General features: G+C 63.9%; 17 protein-coding genes. 7 read left to right on the top strand and 10 right to left on the bottom strand.

Annotated features, from left to right (window positions below; genetic code table 11):
* Positions 1 to 60 precede the first annotated feature (60 nt).
* The 3 genes from galE (at position 61) to I6F12_RS33885 (ending at position 3,731) form a co-directional block, all read left to right on the top strand.
* Complete coding sequence (galE, locus tag I6F12_RS33895) at positions 61 to 1,074, top strand: UDP-glucose 4-epimerase GalE (protein ID WP_036015779.1); 1,014 nt, start codon at positions 61 to 63, stop codon at positions 1,072 to 1,074.
* A 119-nt stretch (positions 1,075 to 1,193) separates the two neighbouring features.
* A complete protein-coding gene (locus I6F12_RS33890) occupies positions 1,194 to 2,996 on the top strand; it encodes an ABC transporter ATP-binding protein (protein WP_225111890.1) in 1,803 nt (600 codons plus the stop codon).
* Between the two features lie 33 nt (positions 2,997 to 3,029).
* The gene (locus I6F12_RS33885; protein WP_036029941.1) at positions 3,030 to 3,731 is read left to right on the top strand and encodes a fumarylacetoacetate hydrolase family protein; all 702 of its coding nucleotides are present in this window, start codon (positions 3,030 to 3,032) and stop codon (positions 3,729 to 3,731) included.
* 72 nt (positions 3,732 to 3,803) lie between these two features.
* Here the strand turns inward: I6F12_RS33885 and I6F12_RS33880 are convergent, their stop codons facing one another.
* Positions 3,804 to 4,262, bottom strand: a complete 459-nt coding sequence (locus I6F12_RS33880) for a nuclear transport factor 2 family protein (RefSeq protein ID WP_225158250.1) — start codon at positions 4,260 to 4,262, stop codon at positions 3,804 to 3,806.
* 166 nt (positions 4,263 to 4,428) lie between these two features.
* Here I6F12_RS33880 and I6F12_RS33875 point away from each other — a divergent pair, with 166 nt between their 5' ends.
* Complete coding sequence (locus tag I6F12_RS33875; RefSeq protein ID WP_225158243.1) at positions 4,429 to 4,977, top strand: periplasmic heavy metal sensor; 549 nt, start codon at positions 4,429 to 4,431, stop codon at positions 4,975 to 4,977.
* Between the two features lie 93 nt (positions 4,978 to 5,070).
* On the opposite strand, the gene I6F12_RS33870 is transcribed toward I6F12_RS33875, so the two are convergent.
* The 3 genes from I6F12_RS33870 to I6F12_RS33860 form a co-directional block, all read right to left on the bottom strand.
* Positions 5,071 to 6,000 carry an aspartyl/asparaginyl beta-hydroxylase domain-containing protein gene (locus tag I6F12_RS33870; protein WP_036029938.1) on the bottom strand — a complete coding sequence of 310 codons (930 nt, stop codon included), beginning with the start codon at positions 5,998 to 6,000 and terminating at the stop codon, positions 5,071 to 5,073.
* Positions 6,001 to 6,142: 142 nt separating this feature from the next.
* Positions 6,143 to 6,298, bottom strand: a complete 156-nt coding sequence (locus I6F12_RS33865; protein WP_007612486.1) for a hypothetical protein — start codon at positions 6,296 to 6,298, stop codon at positions 6,143 to 6,145.
* A gap of 146 nt (positions 6,299 to 6,444) precedes the next feature.
* Positions 6,445 to 7,368: a LysR family transcriptional regulator gene (locus tag I6F12_RS33860; RefSeq protein ID WP_109143126.1), complete on the bottom strand. Its 924-nt coding sequence runs from the start codon at positions 7,366 to 7,368 to the stop codon at positions 6,445 to 6,447.
* A 212-nt stretch (positions 7,369 to 7,580) separates the two neighbouring features.
* Between I6F12_RS33860 and I6F12_RS33855 the strand changes: the two genes are divergently transcribed.
* Positions 7,581 to 8,291, top strand: coding sequence for an SDR family oxidoreductase (locus tag I6F12_RS33855; RefSeq protein ID WP_225158242.1), 711 nt, complete (start codon positions 7,581 to 7,583; stop codon positions 8,289 to 8,291).
* 16 nt (positions 8,292 to 8,307) lie between these two features.
* A complete protein-coding gene (locus I6F12_RS33850) occupies positions 8,308 to 8,544 on the top strand; it encodes a 4-oxalocrotonate tautomerase family protein (protein WP_193375002.1) in 237 nt (78 codons plus the stop codon).
* A 121-nt stretch (positions 8,545 to 8,665) separates the two neighbouring features.
* Here the strand turns inward: I6F12_RS33850 and I6F12_RS33845 are convergent, their stop codons facing one another.
* From I6F12_RS33845 to I6F12_RS33820, 6 genes are all read right to left on the bottom strand, one after another.
* On the bottom strand, positions 8,666 to 9,289 hold the full coding sequence (locus I6F12_RS33845) for a phasin family protein (protein WP_225158241.1): 624 nt from the start codon (positions 9,287 to 9,289) through the stop codon (positions 8,666 to 8,668).
* On the bottom strand, positions 9,258 to 9,920 hold the full coding sequence (locus tag I6F12_RS33840) for a ParA family protein (RefSeq protein WP_225158240.1): 663 nt from the start codon (positions 9,918 to 9,920) through the stop codon (positions 9,258 to 9,260). Before I6F12_RS33840 ends, I6F12_RS33845 begins: the two co-directional genes overlap by 32 nt.
* A 145-nt stretch (positions 9,921 to 10,065) precedes the next feature.
* On the bottom strand, positions 10,066 to 11,526 hold the full coding sequence (locus I6F12_RS33835; RefSeq protein WP_225135823.1) for an NAD(P)/FAD-dependent oxidoreductase: 1,461 nt from the start codon (positions 11,524 to 11,526) through the stop codon (positions 10,066 to 10,068).
* Positions 11,527 to 11,685: 159 nt separating this feature from the next.
* On the bottom strand, positions 11,686 to 13,107 hold the full coding sequence (gene ahcY, locus I6F12_RS33830; protein WP_036015760.1) for an adenosylhomocysteinase: 1,422 nt from the start codon (positions 13,105 to 13,107) through the stop codon (positions 11,686 to 11,688).
* A 123-nt stretch (positions 13,108 to 13,230) separates the two neighbouring features.
* Positions 13,231 to 14,427, bottom strand: a complete 1,197-nt coding sequence (gene metK / locus I6F12_RS33825) for a methionine adenosyltransferase (RefSeq protein ID WP_036015759.1) — start codon at positions 14,425 to 14,427, stop codon at positions 13,231 to 13,233.
* A gap of 60 nt (positions 14,428 to 14,487) precedes the next feature.
* Positions 14,488 to 15,843, bottom strand: coding sequence for a hypothetical protein (locus tag I6F12_RS33820; RefSeq protein ID WP_057028724.1), 1,356 nt, complete (start codon positions 15,841 to 15,843; stop codon positions 14,488 to 14,490).
* 319 nt (positions 15,844 to 16,162) lie between these two features.
* On the opposite strand from I6F12_RS33820, the gene I6F12_RS33815 reads away from it, so the two are divergent.
* Complete coding sequence (locus tag I6F12_RS33815; protein ID WP_225158239.1) at positions 16,163 to 16,309, top strand: hypothetical protein; 147 nt, start codon at positions 16,163 to 16,165, stop codon at positions 16,307 to 16,309.
* The last annotated feature ends 149 nt before the right edge of the window (positions 16,310 to 16,458 follow it).

Genomic DNA, 16,458 nt, shown 5'->3' with positions numbered 1-16,458 from the left:
ATACCCCCTCTTCACCACGCAAGCGCTAGCCTTGCGCGTTGATCGAAGACGGGTGAGATCATGACTGTGCTAGTCACCGGCGGCGCCGGCTATATCGGAAGTCACACGGTTCTGGCGCTGGCGGAAGCCGGCGAGGACGTCGTCGTGATCGACGATCTCTCCACCGGTTTCTCGGCCTACCTGCCCGAAGGCGTGCCGCTGTTCATCGGCGATGCCGGCGACGAGAACCTGCTCGAAGGCGTGATCGCCCAGCACGACATCGAGAGCATCATCCATTTCGCAGGCTCGGTCGTCGTGCCGGATTCGATGCGCGATCCGCTCGGCTATTACCGCAACAACTTCACCACCGCGCGCAACCTGCTCAACGTGGCGGTCAAGCGCGGCATTGGCCGCTTCATCTTTTCCTCGACCGCTGCGGTCTACGGCAATCCGGATCAGGTGCCGGTGCCCGAGCACGCGCCGACGCGGCCGCTATCGCCCTACGGCTCCTCGAAGCTGATGACCGAGATCATGCTGCACGACGTCGCTGCCGCCTACGGCATGCAATACGTGACCTTGCGTTACTTCAACGTCGCCGGCGCCGATCCGCAGGCGCGCATTGGGCTAGCCACCGTCGGCGCCACGCACCTGCTCAAGATCGCGGTGGAAGCCGCCACCGGCCAGCGCGCCAAGATCGACGTGTTCGGCACCGACTATCCGACCCCGGACGGCAGCTGCATCCGCGACTTCATCCACGTCACGGACCTGTCGCAGGCCCATCGCTCGGCACTCGCTTATCTGCGCAATGGCGGCGCCTCGTCCACGCTCAATTGCGGCTATGGCCGCGGCTATTCGGTGCTGGAGACCATCGACGCGGTGCGCCGGGTTTCGGGCCGCAGCTTCGCCGTGCAATACGCCCCGCGCCGGCCCGGCGACATCATGACCATGGTCGCCGACACCAGCCGCATCCGCAGCCTGCTCGACTGGCGGCCGCAATACGACGACCTCGAGACCATCGCAGCCCATGCGCTGGCCTGGGAGGACAAGTTGTTCCGCGAGCGCCACGGCGAGCTCCGCCACGCCGCCTCCGCCTAGAATCATCCCAAGCGCAAGCCCTTAATTGGGCTTGAAAAACCCGGCTTGAGCGGGCACAGAGGCCCATCGATCCCTGACGCGCGGGCAGGCTTTTGTCCTGCGCCGTCAATGGACACCGGATGGCCCAGTTTCCAAAGAAAATCACCGACGATCCCTACGCGGCAGCGGTCCTGATTCGCCGCCTGATCACGGAACAGGGCATCGTCTATTGGCGGCGCTATCTCGTCGCCTTCGCGCTGATGGCGCTCGCCGCCGGCGCGACCGCAGGCGCGACCTACGTGCTCGGCCAGGTCATCAACCAGGCCTATGTCGACAAGAACATCCCGGGCATCGCGATGTTTTCGGGGATCACGGTCGTTCTGCTCTTCATCAAAGGCGTGGCGACCTACGGCCACATGGTGATCCTGACCAAGATCAGCAACGCCATCCTCGCCACCAACCAGCGCCAGCTGTTCGCCAAGCTGATGCGCGAGAGCGTCGGCTTCTTTTCCGAGCGGCACTCCTCCGAATTCCTGGCGCGGCTGACCGCCGGCGCCAAGTCGATCACCGACGTCCTCAACATGCTGGTCAACGCCGTCGGGCGCGACCTCCTGATGCTGCTCGCCATGATCGGCGTGATGGTGTGGCAGGATCCGCTGATGTCGTTCATCGGCCTCGTCGCAGTGCCCCCGGCGATGCTGGTGCTGCGCAAGCTGGTCAAGCGCATCAAGGGCCTCGCCTTCAACCAGTTCACCGGCACCGCCGACATCATGGAGACGATGCAGGAATCGCTTCAGGGCATCCGCACCGTCAAGGCGTTCACGCTCGAAGAGACCATGCAGAGGCGCATCGACGAGAACATCGCGGTCGTCGAACGCAACGCCAACAAGATGGCCCGCGTCGCCAACCGCTCCAACCCGCTGATGGAGATGCTGGGCGGCTTCGCCGTCGCGGGCTGCCTGATGTATGGCGGCTATGCCGTGGTCGCGCTCAACGCCACGCCCGGCGCGTTCTTCTCCTTCATGACCGCATTCCTGATGGCGACCGAGCCGGCCAAGCGGCTGGCCCGGCTCAACATCGATCTCAACAGCCAGCTCGTCGGCGCCCGTATGCTGCTCGAGGTCGTCGACAGCCCCGCGAGCGAGCAGTCCGACGATGACAAGCCGGCGCTGAAGCTGACAGATGCCCGTATCGAGCTGCGCGATGTCAGTTTCTCCTATCGCTCGGGCGAGACGGTGCTCAACCGGATGAGCTTCGTCGCGGAGCCCGGCAAGGTGACTGCGCTGGTCGGCCCCTCCGGCGGCGGCAAGTCGACCGTGCTGGGCCTGCTCCTGCGCTTCTACGAGGTGACGCAGGGCGACATCGTGATCGACGGCCAGCCGATCTCGTCGGTCTCGCGCAAATCGCTGCGCGCCCAGACCGCCTATGTCGGCCAGGACGTCTATCTGTTCCGCGACACCATCCGCAACAACATCGCCTTCGGCAAGCCGGACGCCAGCGAGGACGAGATCGTCGAGGCGGCGAAGGCGGCCTGCGCGCACGACTTCATCACGGGCTTTCCGCTCGGCTACGACACGCCCGTCGGCGAGCACGGCACCCAGCTCTCGGGCGGACAGCGCCAGCGCATTGCGGTCGCGCGCGCGTTGCTCAAGAACGCGCCGATCATCCTCCTGGACGAAGCCACTGCCGCGCTCGATTCCGAATCCGAGCGGCAGGTGCAGGAGGCGATCGAGCATCTCTGCCAGAACCGCACCACCATCGTGATCGCACACCGCCTGCACACCATCATGCACGCAGACAGCATCCTGGTGGTCGAAGGCGGCGAGATCGTCGAGCAGGGCCGCCATGACGAGCTGCTCCGTCGCGGCGGCCGCTATGCCTCGTTCTTCCGCCTGCAGCATCACGACGCCGGCGCTCTGGCGCCGATCAGCGCAACCGCATAGAGTTCGTTCCACCTCAAGAGCAGCGAGACCCGCATGAACGCCGCCTCCTACGTCATCCCGCTTCCGCCCCAGGCTTCGCTTCCCGTCGTCGGCGAGAGCGGCCGTTATCCGGTACGCCGCATCTGGTGCGTCGGCCGCAACTATCTCGAGCACATCCGCGAGATGGGCAATGACGAGCGCGCCCCGCCGTTCTTCTTCGCCAAGCATGCCGACATGCTGGTGCCCGACGGCGCCACCATTCCCTATCCGCCTCTGACCAAGGATCTGCATCACGAGGTCGAGCTGGTCGTCGCGATGAAGAGCGGTGGACTGAACATTCCCGCCGACAAGGCTCTGGACCACGTCTACGGCTACGCCGTCGGCATCGACCTCACCCGGCGCGATCTCCAGATCGCCTCGCGCAAGAAGGAGCGCCCGTGGGAGATCGGCAAGTCGTTCGACTATTCGGCGCCCTGCTCCGCGCTGCAGCCGGCCTCGAAGATCGGCCATCCCTCCAAGGGCAAGATCTGGCTGACGGTCAACGGCAAGGAAGCGCAGAAGGGCGACCTCACCGAGTTGATCTGGAACGTGCCCGAGATCATCTGGCAGCTCTCCCAGCAGGTGAAGCTCGCCGCCGGCGACATCATCATGACCGGCACGCCCGCCGGCGTGTCGCAGCTCCAGCCTGGCGACAAGCTCGAATGCGGCGTCGACGGCATCGGCACGCTGAAGGTCAGCATCGGCCAGCCGGAATAAGGCTCGCTGCAGCTCGAACTCAAAAGGCCCCGGAATGGGGCCTTTTGCATGTCGATCGTGCACGCGGTCGAGCTACCAGGCCTTTACCGGCCGATTGGCGTGGCTCGCCTGCGGCACACCGCGATTGAGCGACATGTGCGAATGCACGCACAGCCAGCCATCGCCGTTCCTCGAAAACACCATCGTCGCGCGGCCTGGGCGCGCGAACGGGCTGCCATCGGGATGATAGCCCGTGCTCGTCCACGGCGCGACGACGGTTGCCATCATACCGTCCGGTGATGCCAGAACGGAGGTCTGATCGAGGACGAAACGGAAGTCGGTCGTCTTCGGCCAGACATTGTCCCATTGGGTTTTGACCCATTGATCGAGGCCGGGGATGACGTCGCTATGGGTGCCGAAGGCGAGCACGTCCGGATCGAAGAGCGGCCGCGCCGAGGCGTAATCGACCTCTCGGACATAACCCGCGAAGGTGTCCAGCCATTCGCGGAAGAACTGCGTGATCTCAGCATTCGCGGTCGGCAAAGAGGCCATCACCTGCTCCACATTCGGCAACCCAATCACGGCGATCTTTGTTGCCATGGGCCGGACGATCCAGCAAGATTTGTGCTCCCGGATCACTCGATCGCGACAGGTGTCACGTCACAGCCGGGTTCGATGCTTCGACATCGGCCGGCTCCATTTGGTGGGAGCCAGATTCATGAACCGCGTCCTTCTGCTTGCAGCCTCCCTCCTCCTCGCCGGCAGCACAGCCGGCGCGCAGTCCAGTCAACCCTATGCCGGCCTTGAGAAGTGCCCCATCAAGGCGCTGTCACAGCAACAGATCGACGATCTCCGCGCCGGACGCGGTATGGGCCTGGCTCTCGCTGCGGAGCTCAATGGATATCCCGGTCCCAGCCACGTCCTCGAGCTCAGTGATCGTCTCGGCCTGACCGCCGATCAGCGCGCCGAGGTTCAACGGCTGTTCGATGCCATGAAACAGGAAGCCGTTCCGCTGGGTAACAAGCTCGTCGAGCAAGAGAGAGCGCTGGAAGACCTCTTCTCTTCCCGCAGGGTCACATCGGAAGCGCTCAAGACCAGCATTGGTGCCATTGCCGAAACTCAGGGGCAGCTCCGCGAGAGCCACCTCAAATACCACCTATCAACCGCTGCCGTGCTCGATAAGAGCCAGATGCAGCGATATGCAGAGTTACGAGGCTATCAGCGTCCCGACGGCTCCGCAGGGCACAAGCACAAGCACCATCACTAGACAATGCCGACCGAGATCAGACGATCGCGCTAGGGCGGATCGAGATGAGGCAACGGCCGACCAAGCTTCGCTGATCCGCCCCGCGCATTTGCCTCAGTTCAGTGCCGAATACACGATGAGGCCGAGGATCAGCGCCGCTAGCGCGTATTTCAGCGTGTAGTAGACGTTGCGGTTCCACTCCTTCACCTTGCGGCTGGCAAGGTGGATCTCGTAGAGCTTGCCGAACACCTTGTTGAGCACGCCGACGTGCTCACCGTCGACATTCTGGGTCGCCGACGCCTTGACGATGTGATGGCTGACCCAGCGGTTGATCGCGGTCATGAAGCCGTACTTCATCGGGCGCTCGACATCGCAGAACAGGATGATGCGGTTGACGTCGGTCGCATTCTCGGCGCTGTGGATGAAGGTCTCGTCGAACATGAAGGCCTCGCCATCACGCCAGACGCATTCGACGCCATCGACGAGGATCCGGCACTTGTTCGAGTTCGGCGTGACCAGGCCGAGGTGATAGCGCAGAGAGCCGGCGAAGGGATCACGGTGAGCGCCGAGCTTGCCGCCGGGCGGCAGCATCGCGAACATCGCGCCATGCACGCTCGGGATCGATTTGAGTAGCTCCACCGTCGTCGGGCACAGCGTGTTCGCCGACGGCAGGAAGTCGTCGTACCATTTCAGGTAGAACCGCTTCCAGCCGCTCTTGAAGAACGAGTAGAAGCCCCAATCGTTGTTCTTCGCCGCCGCGCGGATAAAACCTTCATCGAACAGGCGCACGGCTTCGTCGCGGATGGTCTCCCAGTTCTCGCGGAGGGGCTTCAGCTCCGGAAACTGATCGACCGAGATCACCGGCTTGTTCGGCACCGCCGAGCCCGCATACATCAGCACATTGTAAGGTGCGAGATAGGTCGAGTGATCGCCGAGCTGGCGCGCGAAGCGCAGCCGCTGCTTGCCGCGGAAGTGGACGTAAATCGTCGAAGCCGCAAGCACGTACAAAATGACGAGCTGCGGCGCAAAAAGCTGTTTCAACATTTCCCCAATCCCCAAGTGACCCAGCCGGGGTGTCGTGTAGCCCGACCCGGCCGGAGCGGCAAGATATTCACCGCTGGGTTGCAATCACGCCGGGGAGAGCAAGGGGATGGACTGAGGTCCAAACCGGCCGAAACGAGCCGAATCAAGCCCGCGACAGCGCCTGCAGGCCCTTGAATGTCAGGCGCTTGGGGTCGGTGACGCCGGCGAGATAGAGGCGGCGGATGAAGGCGATGACGGCGTCGCGGTCGCAATCGGTCAGCGCGACGACGGCGTCGACCGCTATTCTCTGGGCTTCCATTGGGCTCACCTCGGCCTTGCGAGTAACCCCGGCCGAGACAGGGTAGGACTCATCCGTTAAATCGGCGTTAACCGTTCAGGAACCATCGCCGATTCAGCCGCCCCGCCGTTTACGCGAAAACGCGCATTGCGGGGGCATGAAGCGGCTCAACGCGCCTTGGTGCTCTGCTTCAGCAGCGCAAACTGCTTCTTCAGCCGGGGCACGGCGAAGTCGGTGAAGGCGCGCACCTTGGGCACCGAAAGCCGGCCCTGCGGGCAGATCAGATGCGCCGGCATCTCCGGATCCTCGTCGTCCGCCAGCACGATCTCGAGCTCGCGGCGCGAGACCTGCTCGGCCACTTGGTACGAATACATCCGCGCCACGCCGCGCCCGGCCACAGTGGAGGCCACTGCCGCATAGGTGCTGTTGACGACGAGCCGCGGGGTGAACTGCACGGTGCGCGGCGCCGATGAGCCCGGCTGCGGCGCAAAGGTCCAGGAATTGGGCAGATGCGCCATCGCGACGATCTGGTGTTTGGCGAGATCGCCCGGCTCGGTGATGCGCGGATGTTGTTTCAGGTAGCGGGGAGCTGCCACCACGACGCGGCTGATCCCGCCGACCCGCATCGCCACCATCGCCGAATCCGCCAGCGGACCGATGCGAAGCGCGATATCGACGCCTTCCTCGATCAGATTGACCGCACGGTCGAACAGCAGGAGTTTTGCCGATACGGTCGGGTAGGCGTCGAGAAACGCGTCGAGGATCGGCCGCAGTACCATCTCGCCGGAGACCACCGGAGCGGTGATCGTGAGCAGACCACGCGGAGCCGTGCGCGGTCCGGCCGCGATGTCCTCGGCCTCCTCCAGATCGGTGAGCACGCGGCGGCAGATCGCGACATAACGCTCGCCTTCCTCGCTCAGCTTGATCGAGCGTGTCGTCCGGTGCAGCAGCTCGGCGCCGACCCGCTGCTCCAGAAAGGCGATGGCGCGGCTCACCGCAGCCGGCGATCGGCCGAGCTTGCGTCCTGCGGCAGCCAAGCTGCCCTCGTCCACCGCAAGGACAAACACCTTCATCGCGTCCAGACGATCCATGCGCTCGCCGCAGCCCCCTGAGATTTCGGCTGAAAGCTAGGCGTTTGCGCCGGCTGCGACAACCTCCGCAAGGATCGATCCGGCATTCGTTCGCGTCGCGAAAGAGTGTCTGCCGGGCAGCGGATATTCGCAAGCAAGCCGCCGCAGCGTACCTCAACGCCCAAGCCAGCCGCCGCTGGCGCAGGTTTTCAAGCCAACAACAGGAGCCCGTCATGGGTATCGAGCAGAAGGTCGCCATCATCACCGGTGCATCGCAGGGTATCGGCGCCGCCCTGGTCCAGGGTTTTCGCGATCGCAACTATCGCGTCGTCGCAACGGCGCGCTCCATCAAGCCGTCGGGTGACGACGACGTCCTCGCCGTTGCAGGCGACATCGCCGAGCGGTCCACCGCAGAGCGCGTGGTGTCGCAAGCGATCGCCCGCTTCGGCCGAGTCGACACGCTGGTCAACAACGCGGGCATCTTCGTCGCAAAACCGTTCACCCAGTACACGGCCGAGGACTATGCCGCAGTTATGGGCACCAATGTCGCGGGCTTCTTCAACATCACGCAGCTTGCCATCGCCGAAATGGAGAAGCAGGGGTCTGGCCACGTCGTCCAAATCACGACGACGCTGGTCGATCAGGCCAATTCGAATGTGCCCTCGGTGCTGGCCTCGCTGAGCAAGGGTGGGCTGAACGCCGCGACCAAGTCGCTCGCGATCGAATACGCCAGGCGCGGCATCCGCGTGAATGCGGTGTCGCCCGGCATCATCAAGTCGCCGATGCACCCGGTCGCGACGCATGCCCACCTCGACGCACTGCACCCGGTCGGCCATATGGGGGAGATGTCTGACATCGTCGATGCCGTGCTCTATCTCGAGGGCGCCTCCTTTGTCACCGGCGAAATTCTGCATGTCGACGGCGGCCAGAGCGCCGGCCACTGAGAGGAGGAGAACCACGATGCCCATCGTCACCATTAAAGTGACCCGCGAGGGAACGGCGCCGGGTGCGGCGTCGCTCACGGCGGAGGAGAAGGCCGCACTGATCAAGGGGTCGAGCGAGCTGCTGCGCGACGTGCTCGGCAAGCCGCTCGAGTCCACCTTCGTCGTGATCGAGGAAGTCGACACCGACAATTGGGGCTGGGGCGGCGTGCCCGTGCAGGAATTCCGCCGCCGCCGCGCCACGCAGACAGGATGATCTGCACGCCGTCGCGCGCAAGAGGATGACATGACCTCGGCACGATCGTCGGCCCGCTCGTCGCCGACCATCTCGGCGACCGCTCGGGTTTTGGTCCCGCCCTTCGCGCAGGCGAGCTGCATCACCTGGCACTGGGCTTTGTCATGCTTTGAGCAAGCGACCTCAGCAACTCGGTTTGCTTCAGGACCAACTCACATTGCTTTCGCGCATGCGTGCCCGACAGCTCAACCAACTCTGCCAGAGTCTTTGCACGCCCTAGCTCCCGCGCATACTCCAAGGTCGCGCCTGCATTGACCTTCATCAGTTCGAGCACGACGGTGCGACACTCGGCTGCCGTCCCAATCGCGTCGATGAGATCGCTTTCCACGACGACGGTTTCATTGGCCTCTGATGTCACACTGGCCAGCCGTGATTTTGCGAGGTCGTTGGCGAAGTTGAGCGTAGCGCTCATGCCGTCCAAAGCGCAGGCTTGATATCCCTTAGCCATGTCCACGATGAGATCAGTGCTGCTCGAAGGTTCAGGTCTTGCAACGATGACGCTGGCCGCTTCTTGTACCGGAACAGTCATCGGAGCAGGCGCTTCTTGCGCAATCTGCGGCGCATCTTGGGGGAAGACGGCGACTGAGCCCGGCGGCATGGCCAAGCCCTCGTCGACCGCACGGCTCACTTCCGCCGCCAGTTCCAGCAGCGAGCGACGCCCGGTGCGTGCAACGTCAGCAGGCAGCTTTGAGCGCGCCTTTCCCATAATCATCCGACTCCTCGGCCAAGTGCGCCGCGATCCAACCCCACAAACTTACAATTTCGTCCGAAGCTTTGCCCGCCAGTGCGAACTCCGTCACGCCCAACCCTGCTCCGAGTGCATCCTGGTGATCGTTACGCTGCGCAATAAACGGGAGTGCAAGCACGCCGAGCGAGCTTAGCGATGTGGCAGCTTCGCTCAGCCGGCACCCTCGCGTCGGTGTCTGATTGAGGATAAAGGCAAATCGGCGGTTGAGCCTGCGAGTAGCGATCAGTGTAGGAATTGCTGCTTCGATATCGGCCGGGCTCGGGCGCGCCGGGATGAGACAGAGATCGGCGCAGGCGATGACGCGCATCGCCAGGCTGTTGGTCGTGGCAGCTGTGTCGATGATGGCAAGCGAGACGCCTTCGGCCTTCAGGCGCGCGATCAACGGTTCGATCTCGGCTGGATCGGCAACGCGCTCGACGCGGGGATAGGGATGATCGCGGCGCTCTTTCCATTTCGAGATCGTACCTTGCGCGTCCGCCTCAATGAGAGCGACTCGCTCAGCGCGCTGCATTGCTGCCACCGCCAGTCCAACGGACAGCGTACTCTTGCCGCTTCCGCCTTTTTGCGTGACCAGGGCAAGGACGTGCATGTCCCGCGCTCCCCTTAGATGGCAACAACGCGGAACTCAGACGTTGCCGGAAATAAACTTCTTGCAGCGCAAAGAAAAATACTACCGCAAGTCGCGATTCGTCTCAAGCGAACGCGAGGCTATCCCGGCATCCTACGTAGCAAGATCAGGAATACTGCATCACGCCATCGTCGATCCGACCGAAGCGCAACGAGACGATGTCGAGCGCGTAGTTCTGGTGGAGCCGCCAGGGCCGCTTCGAGCCCTGCTTCGGCATCTTGGCAATCGAGCGCTGCACGTAGCCCGAGGTGAAATCGAGCGAAGGCTGCGCGGTGATGGTGGGATCATCGTTGTGCGGCATGCACTGGCGGAAATTGTGCCGGTCCATGTAATTGATGAGGCGGCAGACATATTCGCAGGTGAGGTCGCATTTCAGCGTCCAGGACGCGTTGGTGTAGCCGAAGGCCGAGGCCATGTTCGGCACGTCGGCATACATCATGCCCTTGTAGGTCAGCGTGTTGGCGAAATCGACGGAGCGGCCGTCGACGCTGACCTCGAGGCCACCGGCGACCTGGAGCACCAGCCCGGTCGCCGTCACGATGATGTCGGCCGCCAGCTCGCGGCCGTCCTTCAGGCGGATGCCGTCATGCGTGAAGGTGTCGATCTCGCTGGTGACGACGCTGGCGCGCTGCTCGCGGATCGCTTTGAAGAGGTCGCCGTCGGGCACGAGGCACAGCCGCTGGTCCCAGGGATTGTAGCGCGGCGTGAAGTGGGTCGCGACGTCGTAGTCCGGGCCGAGCGCGATCCTCACGCCCTTGAGGATGAGATCCTTCACCTTCGCCGGCCTGCGCCGGCTGAGCTGGAAGAAGAACATCCCCCACATCACGTTGCGCCAGCGGATCAGGTGATAGGCGAACTTCGCCGGCAGGTTGCGGCGCAGCTTGTTGGCGACGGGATCCTGCGCCGGCCGCGACACCACATAGGTCGGCGAGCGCTGCAGCATGGTGACCTGCTCCGCCTGCTTGGCGAGCTCCGGCACCAGCGTTACCGCTGTCGCACCCGAGCCGATCACGACGACACGCTTGCCCGCGTAGTCGATGTCCTCGGTCCATTTCTGCGGATGCACGATGCGGCCGGCGAAATCAGCGGCGCCCTTGAACTCCGGCGTATAGCCCGCTTCGTATTTGTAATAGCCTGAGCACATGAATAGAAAGTTGCAGGTGAAGCGCACCAGCTCGGTCGCGCCCTCGCCCGTGATGCGCTCGGCCTCGACGGTCCAGCGCGCATCCGGCGTCGACCACGCCGCGCGCTTGACGCGGTGGTGGAAGCGGATGTGCTTGTCGATGCCGTTCTCGCTAGCAGTCTCGCGCACGTAGTTCAGGATCTGCGGCCCGTCGGCGATCGCCTTCGGATCAGTCCACGGCTTGAACGAATAGCCGAGGGTGAACATGTCGCTGTCGGAGCGGATGCCGGGATAGCGGAAGAGGTCCCAGGTGCCGCCGATGCAATCGCGTCCCTCGAGGATGACGTAGCTCTTGGCCGGACACTTGGTCTGCAGATGATAGCCGGCGCCGATGCCTGATAGCCCGGCGCCGACGATCAGCACGTCGAAATGTTCTTGTTGCATGGTTTCCTCCGCCGGGGCGGATTGTCCGCCTGCCGCTGCTGGCCGTCAATCGGCAATCAACGTGCCGCAACTGCAAAGCGAGTTGAATTCCATGCCCCGAAACAACAAAGCCCCGGATCGCTCCGGGGCTTTGCGTCGATGGTTGGTCGAACCGGTGGCTCAGTAGCGGTAGTGGTCCGATTTGTACGGGCCTTCCTGCTTCACGCCGATATAGTCGGCCTGGTCCTTGCGGAGCTCGGTGAGCTTGACGCCGATCTTGGAGAGGTGCAGGCGGGCGACCTTCTCGTCGAGCGTCTTGGGCAGCACGTAGACCTTCTTCTCGTACTTGCCGTCCTTGTTGTTGGCGAACAGCTCGATCTGCGCCAGCGTCTGGTTGGTGAAGGACGCCGACATCACGAAGGACGGATGGCCCATCGCATTGCCGAGGTTCACGAGGCGGCCCTCCGACAGCAGGATGATGCGGTGCTTGTCGGGGAACTCGATCTCGTCGACCTGCGGCTTGATGTTGGTCCACTTCAGATTGCGCAGAGACGCGATCTGAATTTCGTTGTCGAAGTGGCCGATGTTGCAGACGATGGCGCGATCCTTCATCGCGCGCATGTGTTCGATGGTGATGATGTCCTTGTTGCCGGTGGCGGTGACGAAGATGTCGGCCCGCGGCGCGGCGTCTTCCATGGTCACGACCTCGTAGCCTTCCATCGCCGCCTGCAGCGCGCAGATCGGATCAACCTCGGAGACCATGACGCGGCAGCCGGCCTGGCGCAGCGAGGCGGCCGAGCCCTTGCCGACGTCGCCGAAGCCGGCGACCATCGCTACCTTGCCCGACAGCATCACGTCGGTGCCGCGGCGGATGCCGTCGACCAGCGATTCACGGCAGCCATAGAGGTTGTCGAACTTCGACTTGGTGACGCTGTCGTTGACGTTGATGGCCGGCCACAGCAGCGTGCCCGCTTTCTGCATGTCATAGAGACGATGCACGCCGGTGGTGGTCTCTTCGGAGACGCCCTTGATGCTGTTGGCGATCCCCGCGAAGTAGCCCTTCGGCTTTTCCTTGAGCTGCTTCTTCAGAAGCGCGAAGAATACTTCCTCTTCCTCGGAGCCGGGCTTGTCGAGGAAGGCGGTGTCGCCGTTCTCCGCGCGCAGACCGAGATGGACATACATGGTGGCGTCACCGCCGTCATCGAGGATCATGTTCGGGTGACCGCCGCCGTGCCAGTCGAACAGCTTGGCGGTGTAGTCCCAGTACTCGGTCAGCGTCTCGCCCTTGACGGCGAAGACGGGAATGCCGGCGGCGGCGATCGCAGCGGCAGCGTGATCCTGCGTCGAATAGATGTTGCAGGAGACCCAGCGGATGTCGGCGCCGAGCGCGGCGAGCGTCTCGATCAACACGCCGGTCTGGATCGTCATGTGCAGCGAGCCGGCGATGCGCGCGCCCTTCAGCGGCTGCTTCGGGCCGTACTCCTCGCGGGTGGCCATCAGGCCAGGCATCTCGGTCTCGGCCAGCGAGAGCTCCTTGCGGCCGAAATCGGCGAGCGAAATGTCCTTGACGATGTAATCGGTGAAGCCGGGCTTCGCGTTCATGGCGAGTGTCCTGTTGTTGAACTCGTCATTCCGGGGCACTTCCAAGAGGCGAACCCGGAATCTCGACGTGATAGATGAGGATCCCGGGTTCGCTCGCGTACGCGCCCCGGGATGTCGCGTTTATTAGAGCGCGCGCTTGAGCTGCTCGACGAGGTCGGTCTTCTCCCAGGAGAAGCCGCCCTCGTTGTCGGGCGTGCGGCCGAAATGGCCGTAGGCCGAGGTGCGCGCGTAGATCGGCCGGTTGAGGTCGAGATGAGTGCGGATGCCGCGCGGGGTGAGGTCCATCGCTTTGGCGGCGGCCTTCTCGAGCTGGTCTTCCGAAACCTTACCGGTGCCGTGGGTGTCAATGTAGATCGACAGCGGGCGCGCCACGCCGATGGCGTAGGCGAGCTGCAGCGTGCAGCGGTCGGCAAGACCGGCGGCGACGATGTTCTTGGCGACGTAGCGCGCAGCATAGGCCGCGGAGCGGTCGACCTTGGTCGGATCCTTGCCGGAGAACGCGCCGCCGCCGTGCGGGGCCGCACCGCCATAGGTGTCGACGATGATCTTGCGGCCGGTCAGGCCGGAATCGCCGTCGGGACCGCCGATGTAGAACTTGCCGGTGGGGTTGATGTGCCAGATCGTCTTCGCGGTGATCCAGTCCTTCGGCAGCGCCTCGCGCACATAGGGCTCGACGATCTCGCGAACCTGGTTCGAGCTGAGGTCGGGAACCAGATGCTGGTGCGACACGACGATCTCGCGCACGCCGACCGGCTTGCCGTTCTCGTACTGCACGGTGACCTGGCTCTTGGAGTCCGGACCCAGCACCTTCTCCTTGCCGGAGTGGCGGGCTTCCGAGATCAGGCGCAGGATCTTGTGGGCGTAGAAGATCGGCGCCGGCATCAGATCGGGCGTCTCGTTGGTGGCGTAGCCGAACATGATGCCCTGGTCGCCCGCGCCTTCTTCCTTGACCTCGCCCGGCTGCAGCGCATCGACGCCCTGGGCGATGTCGGCCGATTGCGGATGCAGGAGGATCTCGATGTCGCAGGTCTTCCAGTGGAAGCCTTCCTGCTCGTAGCCGATGTCCTTGATCGCGCCGCGGACGACGCCCTCGATCTGCTCGTTGGTCACCGACTTAGGGCCGCGGGTCTCGCCGGCGATCACCACCTTGTTGGTGGTCGCGAGCGTCTCGCAAGCGGCGCGGATTTGCCAGGGGTCGATGCCCGCCTTAGGCCCTTCACGGTAGAACAGGTCGACGATCTCATCGGAGATCCGGTCACAGACCTTGTCCGGATGGCCCTCGGACACGGACTCGCTGGTGAAGAGATAGGACGCGCGCATCAGTAACCCCTTGTTCCGCCGCTAGCCGGCGGGCGTTTGCGATGTTTACTTTTGATGATGTCAATCACGCCGGCGCGAGATGACGTAGGATTCGTCGAGAAACCAGAGCCCGTTGTACTTCCGCAGCACATCCCTGGCGGCATCCAGAGTGCGGCCGTTTTGAGTCATTTCTGTCAATCGGTCGTCCTCAATCTGAGCCACATACACCGCCGCATTCCACGCTGCAAAGGCCGTCGAGGTTCCGATGGTGCCGGTGACCTCGTTGGGCAGAGCTTCCATATCATACCTGAAGATCGAACGATTGTCCGCGTATGCATTAAAATTTAAGTCGCGGCCCACCGATCCAAGTTCATACTTAACGGCACGCAGTAGCTCATGACGGCTGACTGAGAAAGGATTTTCTCCCGGCCAGATCGCCTGGATCATTTCCATGCCCGGATCCTGCCCATGGGAGTGGATACCGATCAGCCTGCCGCCCGGCCGCAGCGCCCGCGCCAGAGGTGCAATGATCCGCTTGGCCCGGAAATTGACCGATGACAGGGCCCGGTAGGGCTGGGATGCGATGACGAGGTCGAAATTGGCCTCAGTCTGGCCCGGCCGCGGAATGGTCGAATCCAGCAGGAACCTGTGGTCCTCGCGATAGAGCACGAGGACGACCGGCCGCTCGTAGAGCGGCATGGCCGTGCGTGGGCTGATCGCAGCGCGCCAGTTCTGCTCCAGAAAGGGCCTCAGCTCCGCGATCTGCTGCTCGAACTCGCCCGACGAAGCGCCGCGGAGCGGCACCTCGTGCCAGACGGTGGCGGCCGCCGCGGCGGGCGACGCTGGCGTCAGCCAGGGCGCCTCCGCGTAGAACATGTTGGTGAACACGAACACCGATGCCGGGTGCTCGAAAATGCGGTCCGGCACCTTCTCCAGCGTCAGGCGCAAATCCTCCAGGCTGAGCTCCTTGCCCGCGACGTAGAACGGCATGTGCGGAAAGCGCTGGTGCGTGGCGCGCAGCACCCGCGCCAGCACCGTTCCGTCGCCGACGCCGGCGTCGAACAGGCGCAGCGCCGGCGGGCGCGGATGGATGGAGGCAAGCTCCAGCGCGACGCGGTCGGCGATCACCCGCTTTTCGCTGCAGGTGTGGACGAACAGCAGGTATTTCTGGCGGTTCTCGAAGAAGCGGAAATTGCCGCGCGGATCGCGCTTCTCGGGGGGCACCTGAAGTCCCCGCGGCGGCGGCACGCCGCCGGCCATCGACGCCGCCATATAGGCCTGGATCCGCTCCAGCGTGTCGATGGTGATGCGCTTTCCCTCGCGCAGGCGGTGCACCAGCTTCCCATCGTTCACCGCGCGCCGGCCGAACGTCGATTCCGCCATGTCCGCCTTGCGGCAGAAGTCGGTGATCTGGCTCAGGATTTCGTCGTTCTTCATGAGTGGGAAATCGGTGGGCAGACGGATTGGGACCAATCTCCTAGCAAAATCTGCCCACTGAGGGAATAGCGGATCCAAGCGCCTCCTTCACAGTTTGCTCCGGCCGCGAGCCGCGCCCCACTCTGGCCCCGCCGAGCAACAACTGGCGCTTCTCCTCTGATCGCCTCCTTACCGTGCGCGCCTGCCCAGTCGCCCTGCTCGCCGCGATCCTGTGGTCCGCCCGCGGTCGCGCAGGCACGCGCAATCAGCTCGAGCCGAGCTGCACGGCGGACACGACGCCGGCAGACAAGATGATCAATGCCTGCGAAGGAATCATCGCGTGGGAGGTGCAGGGGCACGGCCCGCCGAGCGGCACGAGCTCAATCGCGGCAAAGCCAGGCGCGGCAAGGTGATCTCGATCCCGAAGAACAAGCACGTGCCCATGGTCGAACTCCTCTCTGTGGGGGTCTATCTGGCGGAGAAGTGACTCGTGCCCGGACGCAGCGCAGCGCTTCTCAGCGGTGCGCTGCAGAGCTGAGGCCTATAGCTCCGCGCAGCAAAGTCGAGCAGCATGGGCCCCGGCTCTGCGCAGCAACACTGGAGCGTTGCTGCGCGTCCGGGACACGGGTGAGCCTT

Source organism: Bradyrhizobium sp. IC4059 (assembly GCF_020193615.1).
Taxonomy (GTDB): domain Bacteria; phylum Pseudomonadota; class Alphaproteobacteria; order Rhizobiales; family Xanthobacteraceae; genus Bradyrhizobium; species Bradyrhizobium yuanmingense.
The sequence above is the reverse complement of the archived record's forward strand: the minus strand, read 5'-3'. Positions and strand labels throughout refer to the sequence as shown.

Excerpts from the sequence above, each read along its gene's own strand:
- I6F12_RS33835 (WP_225135823.1), bottom strand. The coding sequence starts at position 11,526 with ATGCAACAAGAACATTTCGACGTGCTGATCGTCGGCGCCGGGCTATCA.
- I6F12_RS33860 (WP_109143126.1), bottom strand. The coding sequence starts at position 7,368 with ATGGATCGTCTGGACGCGATGAAGGTGTTTGTCCTTGCGGTGGACGAG.
- I6F12_RS33870 (WP_036029938.1), bottom strand. The coding sequence starts at position 6,000 with ATGTTGAAACAGCTTTTTGCGCCGCAGCTCGTCATTTTGTACGTGCTT.
- metK (WP_036015759.1), bottom strand. The coding sequence starts at position 14,427 with ATGCGCGCGTCCTATCTCTTCACCAGCGAGTCCGTGTCCGAGGGCCAT.
- I6F12_RS33845 (WP_225158241.1), bottom strand. The coding sequence starts at position 9,289 with ATGGGAAAGGCGCGCTCAAAGCTGCCTGCTGACGTTGCACGCACCGGG.
- I6F12_RS33840 (WP_225158240.1), bottom strand. The coding sequence starts at position 9,920 with ATGCACGTCCTTGCCCTGGTCACGCAAAAAGGCGGAAGCGGCAAGAGT.
- I6F12_RS33855 (WP_225158242.1), top strand. The coding sequence starts at position 7,581 with ATGGGTATCGAGCAGAAGGTCGCCATCATCACCGGTGCATCGCAGGGT.
- I6F12_RS33820 (WP_057028724.1), bottom strand. The coding sequence starts at position 15,843 with ATGAAGAACGACGAAATCCTGAGCCAGATCACCGACTTCTGCCGCAAG.
- I6F12_RS33850 (WP_193375002.1), top strand. The coding sequence starts at position 8,308 with ATGCCCATCGTCACCATTAAAGTGACCCGCGAGGGAACGGCGCCGGGT.
- I6F12_RS33875 (WP_225158243.1), top strand. The coding sequence starts at position 4,429 with ATGAACCGCGTCCTTCTGCTTGCAGCCTCCCTCCTCCTCGCCGGCAGC.
- I6F12_RS33865 (WP_007612486.1), bottom strand. The coding sequence starts at position 6,298 with ATGGAAGCCCAGAGAATAGCGGTCGACGCCGTCGTCGCGCTGACCGAT.
- ahcY (WP_036015760.1), bottom strand. The coding sequence starts at position 13,107 with ATGAACGCGAAGCCCGGCTTCACCGATTACATCGTCAAGGACATTTCG.
- I6F12_RS33890 (WP_225111890.1), top strand. The coding sequence starts at position 1,194 with ATGGCCCAGTTTCCAAAGAAAATCACCGACGATCCCTACGCGGCAGCG.
- I6F12_RS33880 (WP_225158250.1), bottom strand. The coding sequence starts at position 4,262 with ATGGCCTCTTTGCCGACCGCGAATGCTGAGATCACGCAGTTCTTCCGC.
- I6F12_RS33885 (WP_036029941.1), top strand. The coding sequence starts at position 3,030 with ATGAACGCCGCCTCCTACGTCATCCCGCTTCCGCCCCAGGCTTCGCTT.
- galE (WP_036015779.1), top strand. The coding sequence starts at position 61 with ATGACTGTGCTAGTCACCGGCGGCGCCGGCTATATCGGAAGTCACACG.